Source organism: Streptomyces sp. G-G2, assembly GCF_030063135.1.
In the GTDB taxonomy this organism is placed as follows: domain Bacteria; phylum Actinomycetota; class Actinomycetes; order Streptomycetales; family Streptomycetaceae; genus Streptomyces.
Genome location: NZ_JASISO010000040.1, coordinates 59,421 through 79,408, shown reverse-complemented (window position 1 = coordinate 79,408; position 19,988 = coordinate 59,421). Strand labels below are relative to the sequence as shown.

At 70.3% G+C, this 19,988-nt stretch carries 18 protein-coding genes; 12 read left to right on the top strand and 6 right to left on the bottom strand.

Annotated elements, in window-relative coordinates; translation table 11 throughout:
* The first annotated feature begins 511 nt into the window (after positions 1-511).
* Positions 512-787, top strand: coding sequence for a Scr1 family TA system antitoxin-like transcriptional regulator (locus QMF80_RS27875; protein WP_283458133.1), 276 nt, complete (start codon positions 512-514; stop codon positions 785-787).
* Between the two features lie 758 nt (positions 788-1,545).
* Here QMF80_RS27875 and QMF80_RS27870 read toward each other — a convergent pair.
* Positions 1,546-1,986, bottom strand: coding sequence for a hypothetical protein (locus tag QMF80_RS27870; RefSeq protein ID WP_283458121.1), 441 nt, complete (start codon positions 1,984-1,986; stop codon positions 1,546-1,548).
* A 373-nt stretch (positions 1,987-2,359) separates the two neighbouring features.
* Here QMF80_RS27870 and QMF80_RS27865 point away from each other — a divergent pair, with 373 nt between their 5' ends.
* Together QMF80_RS27865 and QMF80_RS27860 are read left to right on the top strand one after the other, a co-directional pair.
* Positions 2,360-2,977 carry a hypothetical protein gene (locus QMF80_RS27865; RefSeq protein ID WP_283458119.1) on the top strand — a complete coding sequence of 206 codons (618 nt, stop codon included), beginning with the start codon at positions 2,360-2,362 and terminating at the stop codon, positions 2,975-2,977.
* A gap of 213 nt (positions 2,978-3,190) precedes the next feature.
* Positions 3,191-3,469: a helix-turn-helix domain-containing protein gene (locus QMF80_RS27860; protein ID WP_283458117.1), complete on the top strand. Its 279-nt coding sequence runs from the start codon at positions 3,191-3,193 to the stop codon at positions 3,467-3,469.
* Positions 3,470-3,879: 410 nt separating this feature from the next.
* Here the strand turns inward: QMF80_RS27860 and QMF80_RS27855 are convergent, their stop codons facing one another.
* The 3 genes from QMF80_RS27855 to QMF80_RS27845 all read right to left on the bottom strand — a co-directional run bounded on the left by QMF80_RS27855 (position 3,880) and on the right by QMF80_RS27845 (position 7,075).
* Positions 3,880-4,872 (bottom strand): CobW family GTP-binding protein, encoded by a 993-nt coding sequence (locus QMF80_RS27855; RefSeq protein ID WP_283458115.1) that lies wholly within the window; start codon positions 4,870-4,872, stop codon positions 3,880-3,882.
* Between the two features lie 93 nt (positions 4,873-4,965).
* Positions 4,966-5,628, bottom strand: a complete 663-nt coding sequence (locus QMF80_RS27850; protein WP_283458113.1) for a UbiX family flavin prenyltransferase — start codon at positions 5,626-5,628, stop codon at positions 4,966-4,968.
* Positions 5,615-7,075, bottom strand: coding sequence for an amidohydrolase family protein (locus QMF80_RS27845; RefSeq protein WP_283458111.1), 1,461 nt, complete (start codon positions 7,073-7,075; stop codon positions 5,615-5,617). The genes QMF80_RS27850 and QMF80_RS27845 overlap by 14 nt, the downstream gene beginning before the upstream one ends.
* 373 nt (positions 7,076-7,448) lie before the next feature.
* Between QMF80_RS27845 and QMF80_RS27840 the strand changes: the two genes are divergently transcribed.
* The 8 genes from QMF80_RS27840 (at position 7,449) to QMF80_RS27805 (ending at position 16,761) form a co-directional block, all read left to right on the top strand.
* Positions 7,449-9,071, top strand: a complete 1,623-nt coding sequence (locus QMF80_RS27840; protein ID WP_349372246.1) for a nucleobase:cation symporter-2 family protein — start codon at positions 7,449-7,451, stop codon at positions 9,069-9,071.
* 17 nt (positions 9,072-9,088) lie between these two features.
* The gene (locus QMF80_RS27835) at positions 9,089-9,808 is read left to right on the top strand and encodes a GntR family transcriptional regulator (RefSeq protein WP_283458110.1); all 720 of its coding nucleotides are present in this window, start codon (positions 9,089-9,091) and stop codon (positions 9,806-9,808) included.
* Positions 9,809-9,940: 132 nt separating this feature from the next.
* Positions 9,941-12,181 carry a molybdopterin cofactor-binding domain-containing protein gene (locus QMF80_RS27830; protein WP_502962934.1) on the top strand — a complete coding sequence of 747 codons (2,241 nt, stop codon included), beginning with the start codon at positions 9,941-9,943 and terminating at the stop codon, positions 12,179-12,181.
* A gap of 97 nt (positions 12,182-12,278) precedes the next feature.
* Positions 12,279-13,214: an amidohydrolase family protein gene (locus QMF80_RS27825; RefSeq protein ID WP_283458108.1), complete on the top strand. Its 936-nt coding sequence runs from the start codon at positions 12,279-12,281 to the stop codon at positions 13,212-13,214.
* 185 nt (positions 13,215-13,399) lie between these two features.
* A complete protein-coding gene (locus QMF80_RS27820; protein ID WP_283458107.1) occupies positions 13,400-14,809 on the top strand; it encodes a UbiD family decarboxylase in 1,410 nt (469 codons plus the stop codon).
* A 95-nt stretch (positions 14,810-14,904) separates the two neighbouring features.
* A complete protein-coding gene (locus tag QMF80_RS27815) occupies positions 14,905-15,804 on the top strand; it encodes an FAD binding domain-containing protein (RefSeq protein WP_283458105.1) in 900 nt (299 codons plus the stop codon).
* Complete coding sequence (locus QMF80_RS27810) at positions 15,795-16,409, top strand: (2Fe-2S)-binding protein (protein ID WP_283458103.1); 615 nt, start codon at positions 15,795-15,797, stop codon at positions 16,407-16,409. Before QMF80_RS27815 ends, QMF80_RS27810 begins: the two co-directional genes overlap by 10 nt.
* A 214-nt stretch (positions 16,410-16,623) precedes the next feature.
* The gene (locus tag QMF80_RS27805; protein ID WP_283458101.1) at positions 16,624-16,761 is read left to right on the top strand and encodes a hypothetical protein; all 138 of its coding nucleotides are present in this window, start codon (positions 16,624-16,626) and stop codon (positions 16,759-16,761) included.
* 414 nt (positions 16,762-17,175) lie between these two features.
* Here the strand turns inward: QMF80_RS27805 and QMF80_RS27800 are convergent, their stop codons facing one another.
* Positions 17,176-18,132 carry a hypothetical protein gene (locus tag QMF80_RS27800; protein ID WP_283458098.1) on the bottom strand — a complete coding sequence of 319 codons (957 nt, stop codon included), beginning with the start codon at positions 18,130-18,132 and terminating at the stop codon, positions 17,176-17,178.
* Between the two features lie 868 nt (positions 18,133-19,000).
* Between QMF80_RS27800 and QMF80_RS27795 the strand changes: the two genes are divergently transcribed.
* The gene (locus QMF80_RS27795) at positions 19,001-19,330 is read left to right on the top strand and encodes an STAS domain-containing protein (RefSeq protein WP_283458096.1); all 330 of its coding nucleotides are present in this window, start codon (positions 19,001-19,003) and stop codon (positions 19,328-19,330) included.
* 75 nt (positions 19,331-19,405) lie between these two features.
* On the opposite strand, the gene mscL is transcribed toward QMF80_RS27795, so the two are convergent.
* Positions 19,406-19,861, bottom strand: coding sequence for a large conductance mechanosensitive channel protein MscL (gene mscL / locus QMF80_RS27790; protein WP_502962936.1), 456 nt, complete (start codon positions 19,859-19,861; stop codon positions 19,406-19,408).
* Positions 19,862-19,988 lie beyond the last annotated feature (127 nt).

Sequence of the window (19,988 nt, the reverse complement as noted above, 5' to 3'; positions counted from 1 at the left end):
GGACCCGCTCACGGAACGCTTGCCTCTCCGCGGTCAGACCCCCACCCTGCGGATACCTCATACAACCGGCATACCGCGACGATCACCAACCGTCAGCCCCTACGACAAGACGACTTCAAGGTCAGTAGGCGAACGCACGGACGCCTGCACCGAGCGCAACCCTCAACCCGCTACCGCCACTGGTCCGATCCTCCTCGCGGGACGGTGAAGCAACTCGCTGCGCAGGTCGTCCGGGACCCGTTCACTTCACTCTGCAGACTCGGCGGGAAACCGCAGACAGGCAGGGAACGGAAAACTAGTGACGAACACACCAGAGCGGCCGGGCGGCGGTGAGCCGCCACAGGGTCTACCTGCGGTCGACCCGGCCGCCTTGGTCACGACGTCACGCTTCCGAAGCCCGTCCAGCGAGGCGCGTGAGCGGTCGATAAGGTTGGTGGAACCACCTTGCAACTCCGTGACGACAGCCTTGGAGTCCACTCCCGTTTGCCGCGTGTGAGCCGTGTACTTGCCGATGCCAGGGCGAAGCGTTGGCGGAGTCAGGATTAGGGTGCCTACGGCACCTTCCACGGCTCCGCCGACGACCCCGAGGCCGCTGTGGTCGATGGAGTCGTTTACCGTCTACGACACCGAGCGGGTCGGGATTGAGCTGCTGTCGGCGCGGGTGACGATCACCGCGCCCGGCGAGATCGCCATGTACGAGCGGGCGTTCACCCAGCTGTCGACCGTGGCGGTGTACGGGGCGGCGGCGCGGGCACGGATCGAGCGGGCCCGAGCGGCGTGCGGGTGACGACGCGCAATTTCCCGCAAGAATGTTGAGGGGCTTGCCTGATCATCCCTAGCGTCATCTGCATGACGACCACTCACACCGAGGGCGTCTCTCCCCTCCCCCGCCATGCCCCCGCCCGCAGGCTGACCGTGGCCCGCGCCGACGGCACCACCGCCCCCTCGTCCGTTGATGTGGTGCTGATCAGCGAGACGGTCCCAAGCCCTGGAACCCCGGCACGAAGCCCCCGACCGGCCGGTCTGCGAGCGCTGGCACCGCTGGCTCGCCGGGCACCTGCGTCTCCTCGCCCCGATCGCCGTGGAGCGGGCGCCCCGCTGGGGCGACCCTGGGCGCACCGCCGTGGTGGAGGGCGCTGCCGCACACACCGGGCGGATGTGGCCGCCAGGCTCCCCGCCGGACGGCACGAGGCGTACGTCCACATCCAAGAACTGGCCCGGGAGTGCCGGGGCCTGCTCGGTCTGGTCCTTGACCATCCCGGGGACGGGAGGTGAGCGCCGTGGCTGCCCGCCGGGGTGCCCGGCTGCGCGTCGGCGACACCGTCACTGGCTGGTCGTACGTCGAGCCGAAGCTCCGGCGCCGCGAGCGGCCGCAGCCCATCACCGGGACCGTCTCCCAGATCGGCTCCGGCTGGACGGGAGTCGACGAGGACCTCGCCTACGTGTGGCTGCGCCGGCCCTCCGGCCGGGAAGCGAAAGCCCTGTCCCCCTGTCCCTGGAGCTGGAGAAGGCCGTCGACCCGGTGGTCGGCGCAGGTGCTCGTCGTCACCTGCCGCGGCGGGCGACCGCCTCGGGTACCCGGTCCGCCGACGGCTCGTCCTGGCGCCCGAAGGCCCGCAGCAGCAGCCGCTCGCGCTGTTCCTCCGAGACCAGCGGAAGTTCGGAAAGCACGGTCCGCGGGGCGCGCACTACGGCCCGCAGGATCTCCTGGTAGGCGCGCATGAGCCCGGTGACGAACCCCGCCTCCAACTGGTCGGAGTCGAACTCCCAGGAGACGGTGATGCCGTCCAGTGCGGCGGCTGGGCTCGGCGGTACCGGCCCGTCCGAGGCGGGGATCCGCAGGACGTTGCCCGGGCCGCGGCCGATGCACCCGGCGGCGCTGTAGCGCGGGAAGGCGATGAGGTTCAGGTCGAATTTGGCCGATCCGGTGCCCAGGCCCTCGATGACGTCGAGCGAGAACGGGGCGGCGCTGAGCCGCCCGGGCATGGCGTCATGGAAGCTGAAGGAAGTCCTCCTCCGACGCCGGTGGGGAGCACCTTCCTCGCCGTCTGCGACTGCAGGGCGCGATCCACATCCAGAACGGCCACGAGACACTGGCGGCCACCGACCTGCTCGAAGCCGCCCGGGCCTACGGTCCGAGCGACCGCCGAGCAGCACGCGACACCCTGCTCGAAGCCTTCCAGGCGGTCCTGGGCGCGTCCTGGCTCGGTGGGGACGTCACGGCGTCCACCGTGGCCCGGGCCGCACTGGACCTGCCCCCGGCCCCCGGGTCGCGGGACCCGGCCGACCTCCTCCTGACCGCGCACGCCACCCAGGTCCTGGAGGGGCCGAGGCGGCGGCCCCGCTGCTCCGCGCGGCGGTGAGCGCGCTGGCCGGATGGAGCACCGGGCCGTCGGACGTCCGGCTGCTCCTGCTGGGGCTGATCGCCGCCTACGAGCTCTGGGATGGTGAGGCATTCCGCGCGCTGGCCGTACGCACGGTCGAATCCTCCCGCGACCAGGGCGCCCTCGACATGCTCCGGGTCTCCCTGCACGCCGTGGCCACCGCGGAGACCTGGTACGGACGGTTCACCGAGGCGGAGGGCTACTTCAGCGCCTTCCGCGAGCTGGTCACGGCCATCGACGGATCCGGCCGACTCGCCGAGGGCAGCGACGTGAGTCTTCAAGCCTGGTGGGGAAACGTGGAGACCACCCGCGCGGCGATGACCGCCATGGACGCGGAGCGTTCCGAGCAGGCGTCGGGCGGGGTGCGCCTGCACACCACGCGGACCTCCCTGGCCGTCCTGGAGAACGGATCGTCCCACTACACGAACGCCCTCGCCGTGGCGCGACAGGGGTACGCCGAGGACCCCGTGTACTACGCAAACCCCGCGCTGGTCGAGATGGTGGAAGCCGGCGTGCGCAGCGGCGACCTCGACGCCGCACGCGCCGCGCGGCTGCGCCTCACCCCGCGCGCGAGCGCCGCCGGCACGCCTTGAGCGCTGGGCCTGCCCGCCCGCTCGCAGGCACTGCTGGCCCACGACGCCGACGCTGGCACGCTCTACCAGCAAGCCCTCGGCCACCTCGGGACGACCGACATCCGGACCGAGCTCGCACGCACGCACCTGCTCTACGGGGAGTGGCTCAGACGTCGGCAGCGCCGCGGCGAAGCGGGCGAACAACTGCGCAGCGCCTTCCAGCTGTTCAGCCAGATGGGCGCCCACGCCTTCGCCGAACGGACCCGTCACGAACTGCGTGCCATCGGTGACAAGACACCCCGTCGCACCCCCGCCACCATCAGCGGCCTCACTCCTCGTGAAGCACATGTCGCAGGGCTCGCCGCCCGGGGCGCCACCAACCAGGAGATCGCCACCCAACTGTTCATCAGCGCCAGCACCGTCGAGTACCACCTGCGCAAGGTGTTCCAGAAACTCGCGATCACCTCCCGACGCCAACTCCCCCGAGTCCTGGAGCCGCGGGTCACCTCTTGAACGGACCGTGCCACGGCACGCGGTGTGAGCGCCGGGCCCGCTGCTGGGTGGACATCTGCCTGGTCGCCTCATGGACCCGGACCACCTCCGGATACGCCGCCAGTCCTGTCCCCGGACGGCGTCCGCCAGGCGCTGCTGCGCCGCACCCGAGAACTGATCGAGGACACCCGGCCTGTCGCCCGGGCTGACGACTGTTCCAGAAAGCTGTGTCCGGAGCATTTCGCCCCGTGCGCGAGAGAGCGAGACCCGGTGATGTCCGGCTGTGGCATCTGTTCCGTCGGTGGACCGGGGCTGCTGCTGGGCGGTACCGGCGCCGGTTCGAGCAGGGCGGCGTCTCGGCTACGGCACCTCGCCGCGTTGTCGGATCGCCCGAATACACCCGGTGTTTCGATGGCGCCCCCGGGCGCACGTCATCGGCGACGTGTCGCCGCGCAGGAGCGCAGGCCCCGTGCAAGCTCGTCGCCGTCGAGGTGGCGGCCGATGAAGACGGCTTTGCTGTTGCGCGGGTCCGATCCCCAGACGGAGGCGGCCCGGAGCTCGAAGATCCGGTGAATGCCCTGGAGGACGAAGCGGCGGGGGTGGTCGTCGATCTCGAGGATTCCCTTGACGCGGTACAGGTCATCGCCCCGCTGCTCCACCAGCTCCGCCAGCCACTTTTCGAGTGCCGCCTGATCCAGGGCCCCCTCGAACTCGACGCTTACCGCGGTGACGTCGGGATCGTGGTGGTGCTCGCCCTCCTCCAGCCAGCCCGGGTTGATCGCCATGGTGTGGGACAGGTCGAAGGCACCGATGCCGAGGATGGTGGTGAGGTCGACGTCGGCATGGCTGGAGGTGATGATCTCGGCAGCGGCATTGATGGCGCGCAGCCTGAGCTCCAGAGCGCGGACGTACTCGTCGTCGACGAGATCCACCTTGTTGATCACGATCCGGTCGGCGAAGGCGATCTGGTCGATGACCTGGTGGCCGACACCGTCGTCGGTGCTCGCTTCGAGGTGGGTGCCGACGTGCTTGGCGTCGACGAGCGTGACGATGGCGTCGAGCGCGTAGTGCGCGGAGATCTCGTCATCGACGAAGAACGTCTGGGCGATGGGGTTGGGGTCGGCCATGCCGCTCGTCTCGATGAGGACACGGTCCACTCGGTTCCGCTGCAAGAGGCTTCGGAGGATCTCGATGAGGTCGGTGCGGGCGGTGCAGCACAGGCAGCAGCCGTTCGACATCTCGAAGATCTCTTCATCGGCCTGGACGACGAGGGCGTTGTCGATCGGGATGTCGCCGTACTCGTTTTCGATGACGGCGATGCGCTGTCCGTGGTGGGCGGTGAGGATGTGGTTGACCAGCGTCGTCTTCCCGGCTCCGAGGAAGCCGGTCAGGACGGTCACCGGGATCTTCTCGCTGTTGTTCATCCGTGTCCTCCTGCGGGCAATCGGTGGTGTACGGGTCCCAGGCCGGTTGGCCGGCCTGGACCTGGGTCCGGACGGGTTCCTCGCGGACAGCCCTCAGGGGTCCTTGGCCAGGTGTCGGGCGACCGCCGGGTCGGCGGATGCCGCCGCGGCCGGGCGGACTCCCCGCCAGCGGGGGAAGACCTCGTGGTGGATGCCGAATTGGTCGAGGATCTTTCCCGTGACATGGGCGAGCAGATCGTCGAGCGAGGCGGGGCGGTGGTAATAGGCGGGCACCGGCGGCAGGACGATGGCGCCCGCCTCCGTCACCGCCGTCATGTTCCGTAGATGCACCAGGCTGAGCGGGGTTTCGCGGGTGACGAGGACGAGCCGCCGTCGTTCTTTGAGGCAGACGTCGGCGGCCCGGGTCAGCAGATCGTCGCTGTAACCGTGAGAGATCGCCGCGAGAGTCTTCATCGAGCACGGAACCACGGCCATGCCCATGGTGAGACACGAGCCCGAGGCGATCTCCGCGGCGATGTCGCCCCGCGGGTGGGACACATCGCACAGACCCGCGACGTCGGCGGGGCGCATGCCGGTCTCGAGCTCGATGGTGCGGTGCGCGGCCCGGGACATCACCAGGTGGGTCTCCACCGTTTCGAGCGCGCGGAGGGTGGTGAGCAGATGGACGGCCAGCTGTGGCGCGCTCGCGCCGGTGATCCCGACGATCAGCCGGGGCCGCCTGGTCGGGGACGCGGCCGGACCGTCATCCTTGCGCATGGGCCGCTCCTCCCTGCGGGTACGGGCGCGGGACGGGACCGGCGCAGGCTCCCGCGCCGAGCGCGGCTGGGATCCCGGCACGCAGGATCAGGCGCTCGGCCCGCTGCTGGGCGTCCTCGATGGCCGACTGCTCGTCCACGCGTACGCACCGCCCGTGTTGGTGGACGATCTCACCGTCGACGATCGTGACGAGGACGTCGGATCCGCGCGCCGAGTAGACGAGCGTGCTGACGAGGTCGTGCAACGGCCTCAGATGGGGCCGTTCGAGGTCCACCACGATGATGTCGGCGAGGCGTCCGGCTTGTAGTACACCCGCGTCGATCCCGGCGTAGCGGGCGCCGTCGCGCGTGGCCATCTCCAGCGCGTCCCGGGCCCGGGCAGCGGTCGGATCGAGCGTGTGAAGCCGCTGTGCGAAGACCGCCTGCTTCATGCACTCGAACATGTCCTGCCGATGCCCGCAGCTCGGCCCGTCGGTGCCCAGGGCCACTGCCACACCGCGCTCGCGCAGTTCACGCAACCGGATGGTGCCTGAGGCGAGATAGGCGTTGGACGTCGGGTTGTGCGCGATGCCCGCCCGCGCGTCCGCCACCTGGGCGATTTCCTCGTCGTCGAGCCAGATGGCGTGGGCCAGCGTGGCCCGCTCGTCGAGCAGGCCCTGGGCCGCGAGCCACTGGACCGGCCGGACGCCGTAGGCCTCGATGTAGCTGCGCGGGTCCGCGCTGCTCTCGCAGCAATGGGTGTGCCAGCGGGTGCCGAGTTCCCCGGCGAGCGCGGCGCTCGCCCGGACGAGGTCCTGGTCCACGTAGGTGAGGTTGAGCGGCGCGGGCCAGATCTCGACCTTCGAGCCCGGGGGACGGTGCCGCACGGCTTCCCGGGTGATCGCCAGCTCGTCCTTCGCGGAGTACCGGAACAGCGCCTCCGGCTGACCACGGCGGGCGGCGACCGGGGTGCGCTCCCCCACGATGCCGCGCGCCACGGCTCCGCGCAGCCCCGCCCGCTCTATCACGTCGGCGACGGCGAGGGTGGTCGAAAGGTCCGTGGGCGCGTAGTGGTTGTCGACGACGGTCGTGATCCCGCCCCGTATCGCCTCCACCGCGGCGAGCCGGGCCCCCGCCACGGCGTCCTCCCCGGTGACCGCGATGGAGTACGGCCACATGAACTCGCAGAGCCAGGGGACGATCGACATGCCCTCGCCGAGCCCGCGCACCAAGGCCTGGTAGAGGTGGGTGTGGCCGTCGACGAAGCCCGGCAGCACGGCCCGGCCCCGGCAGTCGAGCACCGTGGGGGCCTGCCAGCCGGCCATGTCCTGCTCGGAACCCACCGCCGTGATGCGGTTGCCCGTGACGGCGACGGCTCCGGGCCGATGGATCGTGTGCCGTTGGTCGACGGTGACGACCGCTCCGCCGACCAGCAGCAGATCGCAGTGCCGGTCCTTCACAGGAGACATGCCGCTCCCTTCTTCAGGCGGCTCGGGAGCCGCCTGGCGCCGTGGGCGAACGGAGAATTCTCCGGTTCCGGTTCCGGTTCGGGGGGAACCGGAACGCGCCGAACGGTTGCCCTGAAGGGAGGTCACCGGCGTATGCCGCGTCCGAGTTGGTCGGCCGCCTGCCTGCAACATGTAACGCGCCGTCAATCACGGCTGTCAAGAGGTCGGGCCTGTATGGCGTCGGTGCCAACGAGGCGCTCTCAGAGCCTTCGTGCCGTCCCGTATCCCTCTCCGACCAGGTCAGATTCGAGGATCTGTCCATCAGGGCGCATTGTCAGTCGGCCACGCAGATACGCAAGACATCTTGACAGACTCCTGGTTGAGCTTACGTTACATGCAACATTCACTACGCGGCGAGTGCGGCCGGGACGGTCCGCTCGTCGCCCTGGAGACGACCGGGCCCGTCGGCGGGCGAAAAGCACGCGGTTCCCGCTCCATCGCCGGCCCGCGCAGAGCCGTCCGTGCAGTGCAGAGGATTCCGTCGCGTGGCGGCGGAGGAGGGAATACGCACATGTCGCACTTCGGCAAGGGTGTCCCGGAGCGGCCGCAAGAGCTACCGGGGGGCCGGCGTGACCCGGTGGAGGAGGCGCCGTCCGTGTGGGGGCTGGCCCTCTACGGGTTCCAGCACGTACTCGCCTTCTACGCGGGGGCCGTGGTCATGCCCCTACTGGTGGCGGAGGGCATAGGGGTGACCGGAGAGGACATCGGGATCTTGGTCAATGCCTCGCTCCTGACCTGCGGGATCGCCACCATCCTCCAGTCGGTGGGCCTGCCGGGCATCGGCATCCGACTGCCGATCGTGCAGGGAACGTCGACGACGGCCGTCCCGTCGCTGGTCTCGGTCGGACTGGCGGCCGGCGGCGGGAAGGCCGGCCTGCCGACCGTCTTCGGGGCCGTGATCGCGGCCGGGCTCGCGCTGTTCGTGATAGCGCCGGTCTTCAGCCGACTGGTGCGTTTCTTCCCCCCGCTGGTCACCGGCACCATCCTGACGATCGTCGGGATCACGTTGCTGGCCGTGGCGGCCCGGCAGGTGGGGGGCGGGAATCCGGCTGACGAGAGCTTCGGCACTCCAGCCCATTTGGGGATGGCCGCCGTCACGCTGGCCGTCATCGTGCTGCTGCACAAGTTCTCACGCGGCTTCGTGGCGACGGTCGCCGTCCTCGCCGGGCTGTGCGTCGGCACCGCGGTCGCGGCGCTCGCCGGCCGGGCGGACTTCTCCCGGATCGGGGACGCGGCCTGGGTGGGGGTGGCCGCGCCGTTGCACTACGGGACGCCGCGCTGGGACACCATGGCGGTGCTGTTCATCCTGCTGGTCATGGTCATCATCGCGGTCGAGAGCATCGGCCAGTTCTTCGCGGTCGGGCAGATCGTCGACCGGGAGGTCGACGGTCGGCAGATCGTCCGGGCGCTGCGCGCCGATGGACTGGCCACGGCGATGGCCGGGGTTCTCAACTCCTTTCCCAGCACTGTCTATTCGCAGAACGTCGGGCTCATCCGGCTGACCCGGGTGAAGAGCCGCTGGGTGGTGGCCTCGTCCGGAGTCATCATGCTGATCCTCGGCCTGGTGCCGAAGGTCGGCGCGGCGATCGCTTCGATGCCCGCCTCGGTGCTCGGCGGCGCGACCATCGTGTTGTTCAGCACCATCGCGGTGGTGGGCGTGCAGATCCTCCTCCAGGCCGACCTCGCCGACCAGCGCAACACCATCCTGGTCGCCGCCAGCGTGGGCATCGGGTTCCTGCCCACGGCCTATCCGCAGTTCGCGGAGCGGATGCCGGGGCGGCAGTTGCATGCACTGTTCGAGAGCGGAATCATCCTCGGGACTCTCTCCGCTGTGCTGCTCAACGTCTTCTTCCACCATGTGCCGCTGCCGCGGCGCAGACGGAACAGCTCCAGACCTGTTGACCTCTCCAAGGATTACATGCAACATGACGCTGAACCTGGTAAGTCCGCATCATGAGGAGGGGGTTGACGATCGTGTCGACCGAAGGGGCCGTCAATCCAGTAGCAGGCGGCAGCCTGCTGGCTGATCAGGCATACGAGGAGCTGAAGGGGGCTGTGCTGGCAAATCGGCTGCGTCCCGGCGACGCCCTGTCCGTACCGGCCCTCGCGGTCCAGCTGGGCATCAGCCGCAGTCCGGTCCGTGAGGCCGTGCAACGCCTCATCCACGACGGTCTGGCCACCCATGTCCCGCACCGCGGGGCCGTGGTGAGCACCGTCGACGTGGACGACGTGCGGCAGCTCTACGTGGTGCGCGAGGTGATGGAGGGTCTCGCGGCCCGGCTCGCGACCGAGCGACTTGACGCCACCAAGGTGGCCGAACTGCGGGCACTGCTGGAGGAGCACGAGGGCGTGCTGGCCTCCGGCGAGGACGAGCAGCGGCACATCGAGATGGACATGGCCTACCACCGCCTGATCCGGGAGGTCGCGAACAATCCCCATCTGTCGGCCGCTCTCGACACCATCCAGGGCAAGGCGCACCTGGCGCTGCACTCTCTGTGGCGCAGCCCCGAAGCGCCGCGGCTCGCGCTGGAGGAGCACCGCCGGATCTTCACGGCGATGACCGCGGGTGACCCGGATGCCGCGGAGCAGGCGGCACGCGAGCACATCCGCCGGCTCCGCATCCGGCTGGCGCAGGCGGTGGCGTCCGGTCCGGCCTCCAGCACTGGGGCAGTGGCGGTCCGGGCCGTCCCCTAAGGGCTGTCCCGTAGTCCCCGGCGGGCGGCCGACGCCACTTCGACGACACTGCCTGGCGCTGCGACCCGGCACCCCGTTCCAGGCTCCGGCACCACCCCCTACCACCGTAAGCGAGAAGGGAAGTGACCGCCTGTGAGCATCGCGACCGGCACCCCCGCACGGCACGGCACGGCCAACGGGGTCGGAGCCGACGTCCCCCGCCCGGACGGCGCCCTCAAGGTCACGGGCGCCTTCGCCTACTCCTCCGATCTGCGGTGGGACGGCATGGTCTGGGGCGCGACGCTGCGCAGCCCCCACCCCTCGGCGCGGATCGTGCGGCTGGACGCCGCCCGCGCCCGCGCGCTGCCGGGAGTGCTCGCCGTACTCACGCACCGGGACGTGCCGGGGCAGCCGTTGTACGGCATGAAGGTCGCCGACCAGCCGGTGCTCGCGATGGACCGGGTGCGCTATCAGGGTGAGCCGGTGGCGCTGGTCGCCGCCGACCACCCGGAGACCGCCCGCCGCGCGCTGAAGCTGATCGAGGTGGAGTACGAGGAGCTGCCCGCGCTCACCCACCCGGAGGCGGCCCTGCGGGGTGGGGGCCCCCTCGTACACGAGGGGCGCGAGGGCGGGAACGTGGTACGGCACGTGCGCATCCGCCACGGCGACCTGGCGCGGGCCCGCGCCGAGGCCGAGGTCGTGGTCTGCGGCGATTACGAGGTCGGCATGCAGGACCAGGCTTTCCTGGGGCCCGAGTCGGGGCTCGCGGTACCGGCCGGGGACGGCGGCGTCGAGGTGTACGTCTCCTCGCAGTGGATCCATGACGACCAGCGGCAGATGGCGGCGAGCCTGGGACTCCCCCTGGAGAAGGTACGGCTGACGCTCTCGGGCGTCGGCGGCGCGTTCGGCGGGCGTGAGGACGTGTCCGTGCAGATCCATGCCTCGATGCTGGCGCTGCATACCGGGCGGCCGGTGAAGATGAGCTACGGCCGCGAGGAATCCTTCTTCGGCCACGTTCATCGCCATCCCGCGCGGATGCGGTTCGAGCACGGGGCGACGTCCGACGGGCGGCTGGTCTACGTGAAGGCGCGGCTGCTGTTCGACGGTGGCGCCTACACCTCCACCTCGCAGGTCGTGATAGCCAACGGCAGCTACTTCGCGGCCGGGGCCTACGAGGTGCCGCACGTGGAGATCGACGGATACTGCGTCTACACCAACAATCCGCCGTGCGGGGCGATGCGGGGCTTCGGCGCGGTGCAGTCCTGTTACGGCGTCGAGTCCAACCTGGACAAGCTCGCCCGGAAGCTCGGCATCGAGCCGGTGGAACTGCGGCTGCGCAACGCCATGACGACGGGCACCGTACTGCCGACAGGCCAGGCAGTGGAGGGGCCCGCGCCCGCCGCCGAGCTGCTGCGCCTGCTGCGCGACCGCCCGCTGCCGCCCACCGCTGACCGCGGCGCCTCCTCGTTCGCCCTGCCGGGGGGACTGAACAACACCACGCACGGCGAGAACGTCCGCCGCGGAGTCGGCTACGCGGTGGGTGTGAAGGCCATCGGCTTCTCCGGCGGCGTCGACGACCGGTCAGTCGCCCGGGTGCGGCTGTCCCTGTCCGGCTGCGAACCCGTCGCCGAAATCCACACGGCGGCGGCCGAGTGCGGCCAGGGCATTGTCACCGTCCAAGCGCAGATAGCGCGCACCGAACTGGGCGTCGAACGGGTGGTGGTGCTGCCCGCTGACACGGCGGTCGGGGACGCCGGTTCCTCCTCGGCCTCCCGCATCACCTGGATGAGCGGCGGCGCGGTCCAGGGCGCCTGCCGCGCGGTACGAGCACGGCTGCGGGAGCGCGGCGACGGTCCGCTGGAGAAACTGCTCGAAGCCGGCCCGGTCGAGGCCGAGTACGAGTACGCGCACCGTCGCACCCACCCCATCGACCCGGAGCGCGGGCAGGGAGACGCGCACATCGCCTTCGCGTTCGCCGCGCACCGGGCGGTGGTGGAGGTCGACACGGAACTCGGCCTGGTGAAGGTGGTCGAGCTGGCCACCGCCCAGGACGTGGGCAGGGCGATGAACCCCCTCGCCGTGGAGGGCCAGATCGAGGGTGGCAGCGCCCAGGGCCTCGGACTGGCCCTGATGGAGGAGTTGCACGTCACCGACGGCCGCGTGCGCAACCCCTCCTTCACCGACTACCTCATCCCGACGATCGCGGACATGCCCTCCGTCCCGATCACCCTCCTCGAACTGCCGCACCCCGACTCGCCGTACGGCCTGAACGGGGTGGGCGAGCCGCCGACCCTGTCCTCCACGCCGGCCATCGCCAACGCCGTGCGCGACGCGACAGGACTGGACCTGGCCAGGGTGCCAGTACGCCCCGACGACATCACCGAAAGGAGGTGAGGCGGGCCCCTCAGGGTTCCTCGAACGGTTCTGCACAGCGTTACACGGCTCGGCGCGATGCCGCACCGCAGCGACCAGACCCAGGGAAGGACAGCTCGTGATCATCGACACCCACATGCACCCGACGAACATCGTCGACCAAGCATGGCGCCACGACGGCGCGCCGTTCACCGGCGAGCGGATGCTCAAGATGATGGACGGCCCCTACATGATCAACGGCAAGCCGCGTCGCATCGACGTCGGCTGCATCATGCCGCCGCCCGGCAACAGCGTCTGGCAGGAGGGCATGCGCACCGGCCGCGACGGCATCCGGGACTACATGGCGTACATCACCCACCTGGTGACCACGTACCCCGACCGCTTCGTCGGGAACTTCATGTACAACCCGCGCTTCGGGCCGGAGAACGGCGCGAAGGAGCTGGAGTTCCACGTCAAGGAGTACGGCTACAAGATGGTCAAGCTCCACGCCAACATGCACGCCTACCGCCCTGACCGGGCCCTTGACTGGCTGCGGCCGGTACTGCGGGTCTGTGACGAGCTGGGCGTCGTCGTCCTCATCCACACCGGCGACGGTCCGTACTCGATCCCGACACAGTTCTACCCGATCATCCGCGAGTTCAAGGACGTCAACTTCATCCTGGCCCACTTCGGGGTGCAGACCGGCGGGGTCTACTGCTTCGAGGCCCTCTACATGATCCTCGACTCGCCCAACGTGTACGGGGAGTCCGGCTGGCTTCTCCAGTCCCGGATCGTGGAGTTCGCCCAACAGATGGAACGGCACCAGATGGTCTTCGGCACGGACTCGCCGCCCAACGAACCCGGCATGTGGGCACGCGAGCTGGAGGTGCTCTGCAGCCCGCCACCCCAGGGCATGAACCTCTCCGAGCACGACCTCGAAGGCTATCTCGGCAACAACATGGCCAAGCTGCTCGGCCTCAAGCCCACTCCCCCGCCGCGCGACCAGGAGGAGGCGCAACTGCGCCTGACGGGCACCTACGCCGCGCTCGACCCCGCGGCGGCCGCCCGCGCCTGAGGTAGCGGGCCCCGGCGCCGGCGCGCCGATGCTGTCCGCGCGCCGGTGCCGGTCCCACCGGAGCCCAGCCGTCTCCCGTCCGGGCAGGCCCGTACCGAGACCGCTGTTCGCCTTGACCGTGCCTCCGGCCCCCGAGAACAACCGTGCCTCCGGCCCCGGAGAACAGCAGAGGAGTGGATGCCGCCGTGCAGTCGAACGGCCGGACGAACACGCAGGACCTGCGGGTCCTTCTCGCCGAATACGTCACCCGATACCCCGAGGACGTCCTGACCATCGACGAGCCCGTCCTCGGGGAGGACGTGGCGGCGCTGGCCACCGAGCTCGCTGCCCGCGGCCGCGCGGAGATGCTGATCTGCCGGAACGTCGAGGGCCTCGGCGGCACGCCGCTGGTCACCAACGTCTTCGCCTCCCGGCGCCGGGTGGCCCGGCTGCTGGGCACCGACCCGGCCGGGCTGCACCGCGCCTACCAGGCAGGAGCCGCACGACGTCTCGAACCGCGGGTCTTGACGGACGGCCCGGTGCTGGAGTACGTCACGGAGGGCTCCGCGGTGGATCTCCACGCCCTGCCACTCATCCAGCACTTCGCGTCCGACCGTGCCCCTTACGTCACCAGCGGCATCATCGCGGTCGAGCACCCGCCGCACGTGCGGGACCGGGCCGGCAACCTCAGCTACCACCGCTCGATGGTGCACGCCCGCAACCAACTGGCAACCAGTCTGCACTCACGGGGTCATCTGTGGCAGCTGCTGCGGATGGCCGCCGACCGCGGGGAGAAGCTGCCCGTCGCGATGGTGATCGGTGGCCACCCGCTGTTCATGCTGGCCGCCTCGGCCCGCGTCGGCGCCGACACCGACGAACGGACCATCGCGGGCGGCCTGTTCGACGAACCCCTCGAAGTGGTGCGCACCCCCCGGTACGGCATCAGGGTCCCGGCGAGCGCCGAGATCGTTCTGGAGGGCGTCATCGACCCCCGGCTGCGGGCGGACGAGGGACCCTTCGGCGAGTTCTCCGGCTACTCCTCGGACCGCTCCACCAACAACGTCCTCACCGTCGAGACCGTGATGCGTCGCCGCGACGCGGTGCTGCTGGACGTCGTCGGCGGCAACACCGCCGACCATCTCAACCTCGCCCGCATCCCCCGTGAGTCGGAGATGGCCCAGAAGCTCATGGAACGGTTTCCCGAGGTGACCGCGGTGCACTACCCGACCTCGGGCACCCACTTCCACGCGTACGTCGCACTGCGCGGCAGCCGCCCCGGCCAGGCCCGGCAGATCATGCTGGGCCTGCTCGGCTGGGACCCGTACCTGAAGACGGTCGTGGCCGTCGACGAGGACGTGGACGTCACCGACGACGAGCAGGTGTTGTGGGCGATGGCGGCCCACCTCCAGCCGCACCGGGACGTGTTCGTCGTCGACGGCCTGCCGGGCAGCCCCCTCGATCCGTCGTCGGCAGCCGACGGCACAACCTCCCGGATGGCGCTGGACGCCACCCGCGGCCCCGGCTTCGACGGCGTCCGCATCGTCATCGCGGAGAGCAGTTCGCGGACCGCCCGCCGCCTGCTCGACGCCGGCGACCGCTCCGGTTCACGGACATAGCCCGGCGGACCCGTCGGCCGCACGTCCCTCCCACTCGGCGCGGGCGCTGCGCGGGGCCGGCACGGAACGAGCCCCTTTCCTGGAAGAGAGCACCCATGGACTTCCTTCGTCCCGCCAGCTGGGAGGAGGCGCTCGCCGCGAAGGCCGAGCACCCCACAGCTGTGCCCATCGCGGGTGGCACGGATGTGATGGTCGGGATCAACTTCGACCACCTCCGGCCCGAATACCTGCTCGATCTGAACCGCATCGCCGATCTGAGTGAGTGGGAAGCCGGCGATGACAGCGTCCGACTGGGCGCCTGCGTCACGTACACCCACATCATGGAGCACCTGCGCGGCGAGCTTCCGGGTCTTGCACGCGCGGCCCGCACCATCGGCTCCCCGCAGATCCGCAACCGCGGCAGCGTCGGCGGCAACCTCGGCTCGGCCTCCCCGGCCGGCGACTCCCACCCCGCACTGCTCTGCGCGGGCGCCGAGGTCGAGGCCGAGTCCGTCCGCGGCGTGCGCCTCATCCCGGTCGAGGAGTTCTACGTAGGCGTCAAGCGCAACGCGCTCGCCGCGGATGAGCTGATCAAGGCCGTCCACATCAAGACGGCCGACGGGCCGCAGCAGTTCTCCAAGGTCGGCACCCGCAACGCGATGGTCATCGCGGTCTGCGCCTTCGCCCTGGCGCTGCACCCGGAGACCCGCACGGTCAAGACCGGCATCGGTTCCGCCGCCCCCACGCCCGTACGGGCCCGCGACGCGGAGAAGTTCCTGACCGGCGCCCTGGCCGAGGGCGGCTTCTGGGAGACCGGGCAGACCATCCCGGCGTCGATCGCCACGCGGTTCGCCCAGCTCGCCTCGGGCGCCTGCAACCCCATCGACGACGTGCGCGGCAGGGCGAAGTACCGCCGTCACGCGGTCGGCGTCATGGCGCGCCGCACCCTGGCCTGGGCCTGGGACGAGTACCGCGACGTCGGCCGGACCGGGAAGGGAATCGAACGATGCGCGTGAACGGCACGGTCAACGGCCGCGAGTACGAAGCCGACGACGTCTGGGAGGGAGAGAGCCTGCTCTACGTCCTGCGCGAACGGCTCGGCCTGCCGGGCTCCAAGAACGCCTGTGAACAGGGCGAGTGCGGCTCCTGCACGGTCCGCCTCGACGGCGTGCCGGTGTGCGCGTGCCTCGTCGCCGCGGGCCAGGTGCAGGGCCGGGAGGTTGTCACCGTCGAGGGCCTGGCGGACTTCGCCCAACAGCGCGCAGCGCAGTCGCAAGGCGACTGTGCGAGCGGCGCCCGCGGCTCGGACGGCAAGATCGGGACCGGCTTCGACGAGGACCAGCAGGGGGAGGCCAAAGGGACCGACTCGCAGACCGGCGAGCTGTCCCCGATCCAGCAGGCGTTCATCGACGCCGGCGCCATCCAGTGCGGCTTCTGCACCCCGGGACTGCTGATCGCTGCCGACGAGATGCTCGAGCGCAACCCCTCCCCCACCGACGCGGACATCCGCGAGGCACTTTCCGGAAACCTCTGCCGCTGCACCGGTTACGAGAAGATCCTCGACGCGGTCCGCCTCGCGGCCGCCCGTCAGGAGTCGGCCACCGTGCGCAGGCAGCGCTGAGCAGGGTCGGGGACGGGCGCGGTGGTTGATGCTCCGTCGCCGGCCCCGCCGCCTCACCCCGTGCATGCGGTTCTCCCGCGCACGGCTTTCCGGCACGCTGCCGCAGCGCGCCCGTTGATCACGCGGTCGAGGAGGCGGTCGAAAGCGGCCTGGCGCGCGGGCTCTTGCCCATGCCCTTGCGGAGCTCGATCGTCCGTTAGGCCCACACGAAGCCATGCCCGACTGGATCCGCCAAGGCGAGGCCGGCCGCGGCGAGCGCGACCACCGGCTGACGACCTCCGGAACAGAGGAACGGGCCGGGCTCCACGAGGAGGACAGCGCGAGGCGCAGCAGCGCGGTCTTCCTGTGGTGACTCCCGCGGCTCAGCCCGTCTTCAGCCGCCACCTTTGTCAGCACCGCCCTGGCCCTGTCTCCCACCCGGGTGCCGGCCGGCTGGCGACGGCCCGGATCGTGTCGTCGGTGAGGGTCCTGGGGATGGTGAACAGCGGGATCTGCCCCCATACTCCTGGCTCCAGCACGGAGTGCTGCGGCTTGGTGCCCGCGCGCTGTTGTTTGAGCCTGAGGGTCCAGACCTCGCGGGCCCGCGGGCCGGTGCCTGCGACCTGGCGCAGGGGTCGGGCGGAGTCCGCGCGGTCGTGGTAGACGCCGATCGTCAGCTGCAGATCCCCGCTCGACTGAACGGGACGCACGACGGCGTGGCCTCTCCGACTCGCAGGCTGGAGAGCTCAGCACTCGAAGGCATGAGGGCCCGGGAAGTGGTGCCTGCTCAGAGCCCGACCTCCCGGCAGGCGTTGAGGGCACTGCGTTCCACCTGGGCCGGCAACTCCTGCCGGGTCGACTCGTCCGTGTTGCGCGCCTGGGTCCAGGCGCGGGCCATATCGACACCCTGGCTGCGCAGGTGCTCGGGCCGGTTCGCCTCCGGGGCGTTCACCAGCTCCTGGAGCCAGGTCACCGTGAGGTAACCGGCCGGGTCATCCTGGTAGCTGTGCGGGGTGGCCCGCTCGCTCAGGATCCGGTCCAGGAATACGCGACGCCACTTCTGGGCCTGCTGGGGGTCCTCGTCGTGGGTGACCGCGTCGGCGATGCCGTCCAAGATGCCCAACGCGCGTGCGTTCGCCGTCGGCGGCAGGGAGAACGAGGTGCCGGTGGCATCGGCCGGGACGGCGGCGAGCCGCTGAGCCGCGGTCCGGGTCTCCGCCATACGCAGGAGTGCCAGAGCCTTGAGGTCCTCGGCAACGGCGCGCAGGGTTGTCCTGAAGACGTTGTTGTGGACCGACAGGTGGTAGGTGCCACCGGATTCCCAGGGCAGGATGTCGTGGCCCGCCTTGAATGCGTACTGACTGTCGAGGCCGGCAAGCATTTCGTGCAGGTCCGGCGCGAAGTCGGCCAGGGCTGTGGCGAGGGGAACACGCAGCCCAGGGTCGAGGTCGAGCTCTTTCGAGTGCTCAGACCCGGACCCGAGGGCGAAAAGGACATCCTTCATCGCTTGCGCCTGTGCCTGGGTGTGACGGCCGGGCGCACTGCCCGAGGTCGCCTGCACGATGGCTTTGCCTACCGCGGCACAGTTCATACCGGGCTGGAGACCGGCGCCCACAGACTGCCGCACGCGCGTGTCCTCGGAGAGTCCGTTGCAGGGAGCGGCGGTCTCTCTTCCGGCGAGGTGCCACGCGGCGATTCCGCCCAGGAGCGCCAGGCACACGCCCGCGGCGAGCCATGTCTTCACCGGTATGGCTCGCCGCCTTGTGTTCCCGCTCATGCGTGTCCCGCTCCCATCCTTCACTGCCTGATCAGTTGGTCGTGTCGGTGAGGTACTTGTGGGCCGTTTCGGTACCACGGACCCGTCCTTCGAGTACATCGTGGGTGTAACCCTGGATGTCGCTCTCGGAGATGTCGGCTACATAACAGCAAACCGCGCGGGGAGTACCGGGAAGGCGAGGAGGAGTTCGCCCTCGCGGAGACGGATCTGACGCAGTTCCGTTCACGGCGCAAGGCAGTCGACCAACAGGTCGCGGACCTGCAAGAACAACTCGAGACCGCGTGCAAGGAGCGCACCCGGTACGCCGCCGCCGCGGACACCGCCTCCCGCCGCTACCAGAAGGCGGATCGCAGGGCGCGGGAGGCGCAGGCGGCATCCGAGGAAGCCCGAGCAGCCCTCGACGCCTCCCAACGCGGGGGCAAGCAGAGAGGGCGGCGCTGGTAGACCCGGCCGGCCGCAACCCGGCAGAGCGGCGGTACCGGCAGGTGTGATCGCCGCTCCGTGGTCGGCGGCGGGTGACCCCGTCCAGGACCTTCTGGGACGGGTTCCAGGGCGCCTCGACAGAGCGCTCGTACAGCCCCGGCCCCCCCACCTGCGGTCGTTCGCGAGTGCGTTGGTCCGCCGTCGTACGGAGTGGTCGCCGGGGGATGAAGGGCAGCGCCGACCCGGCATGCGGGGCGGCCCTGCCCGTGCGCGGCACGCACGCCGCAACGCGGTGCTGTTTTGTCCCTGTCAGTGAAGTCACCAGCATTCGAGGGGCTGCCGGTTGCGCGATACCGCCGCTGGGCAGCCTGGGGCGGGGATCGGTGCACAGCGTGGGTACGAGGGGTGGCTGATGGAGCAACGGGTCCAGGTGCTTCCCGACGAGGGCAGGGTGCGGGTGATTGTGTGCGCGGGCGAGTTCGACCAGGAGAGCATCGTCCCTCTGGCGGAAGCCGCGGAGGCCGCGGTGGGGGACCCGGGAGTGCGATGCATCGCCCTGGACGTCACCGGGGTGGAATTCGCGGACTCCACCCTCCTCAACCTGCTGCTGCGATTACGGCGCACGGGCCGTTTGGTTCTGATCGGCCCGACGCCGCACCGCTTGAACCGGATTTTCGGCCTGCCGCAGGCCGGTGACCTGTTCCAGGTCGTGGACAGTGTCGATGCAGCGCGCCAGCTGTAGCCGCAGCCGACTGCGGCTATCGTGCGGGATTCCGCCTGCTCCGCGGCTCGACGCTCGTCGACAGCCGCCGGGGATTCAGGCACGCTGCCGCGGTCGGGGGTCGGCCGGCCGGGCGTCGGGGGCGGCGGCGGGGGTGAGGTCGGTGGTGCAGAACGCGCAGCGTCGGGCGGCGGCGGGAACGGCGCTCAGGCAGGCGGGGCAGTCCCGTTTCGCTGCTTGCACGTCCTGGTGAGGGGCGAAGCGTTCGTGCAGCTTGTTCATGGGGGCGACCACGAGGAAGTACAGGGCTACGGCGACCAGGACGAAGCTGATGGCAGCGTTGATGAAACTGCCGTAGGGGAAGTCCGTCCCGCCCAGGGTGAAGGACTTGTCGGTGAAGTCGCCGACGGCCCCGGTAGCCAGCCCCACCACTGGTGTGAGGAAGGCCTTGACGAACCCGTTGACGACGCCCGTAAAGGCCGCACCGATCACGATGCCCACGGCCAGATCGACGACGTTCCCCCGCAGGATGAAGCTGCGGAACCCTCCCAAGCCCTTCACGTGTCCCTCCCCGCATGCGGAAATTCAGCCGACAGGCCACGCGTGCCCCCATCTGCATCACGTACGCACGCGCTCCTGCCTGCCCCGGCGATCCCGCGGGTTCGACGGTCCGCTGGGA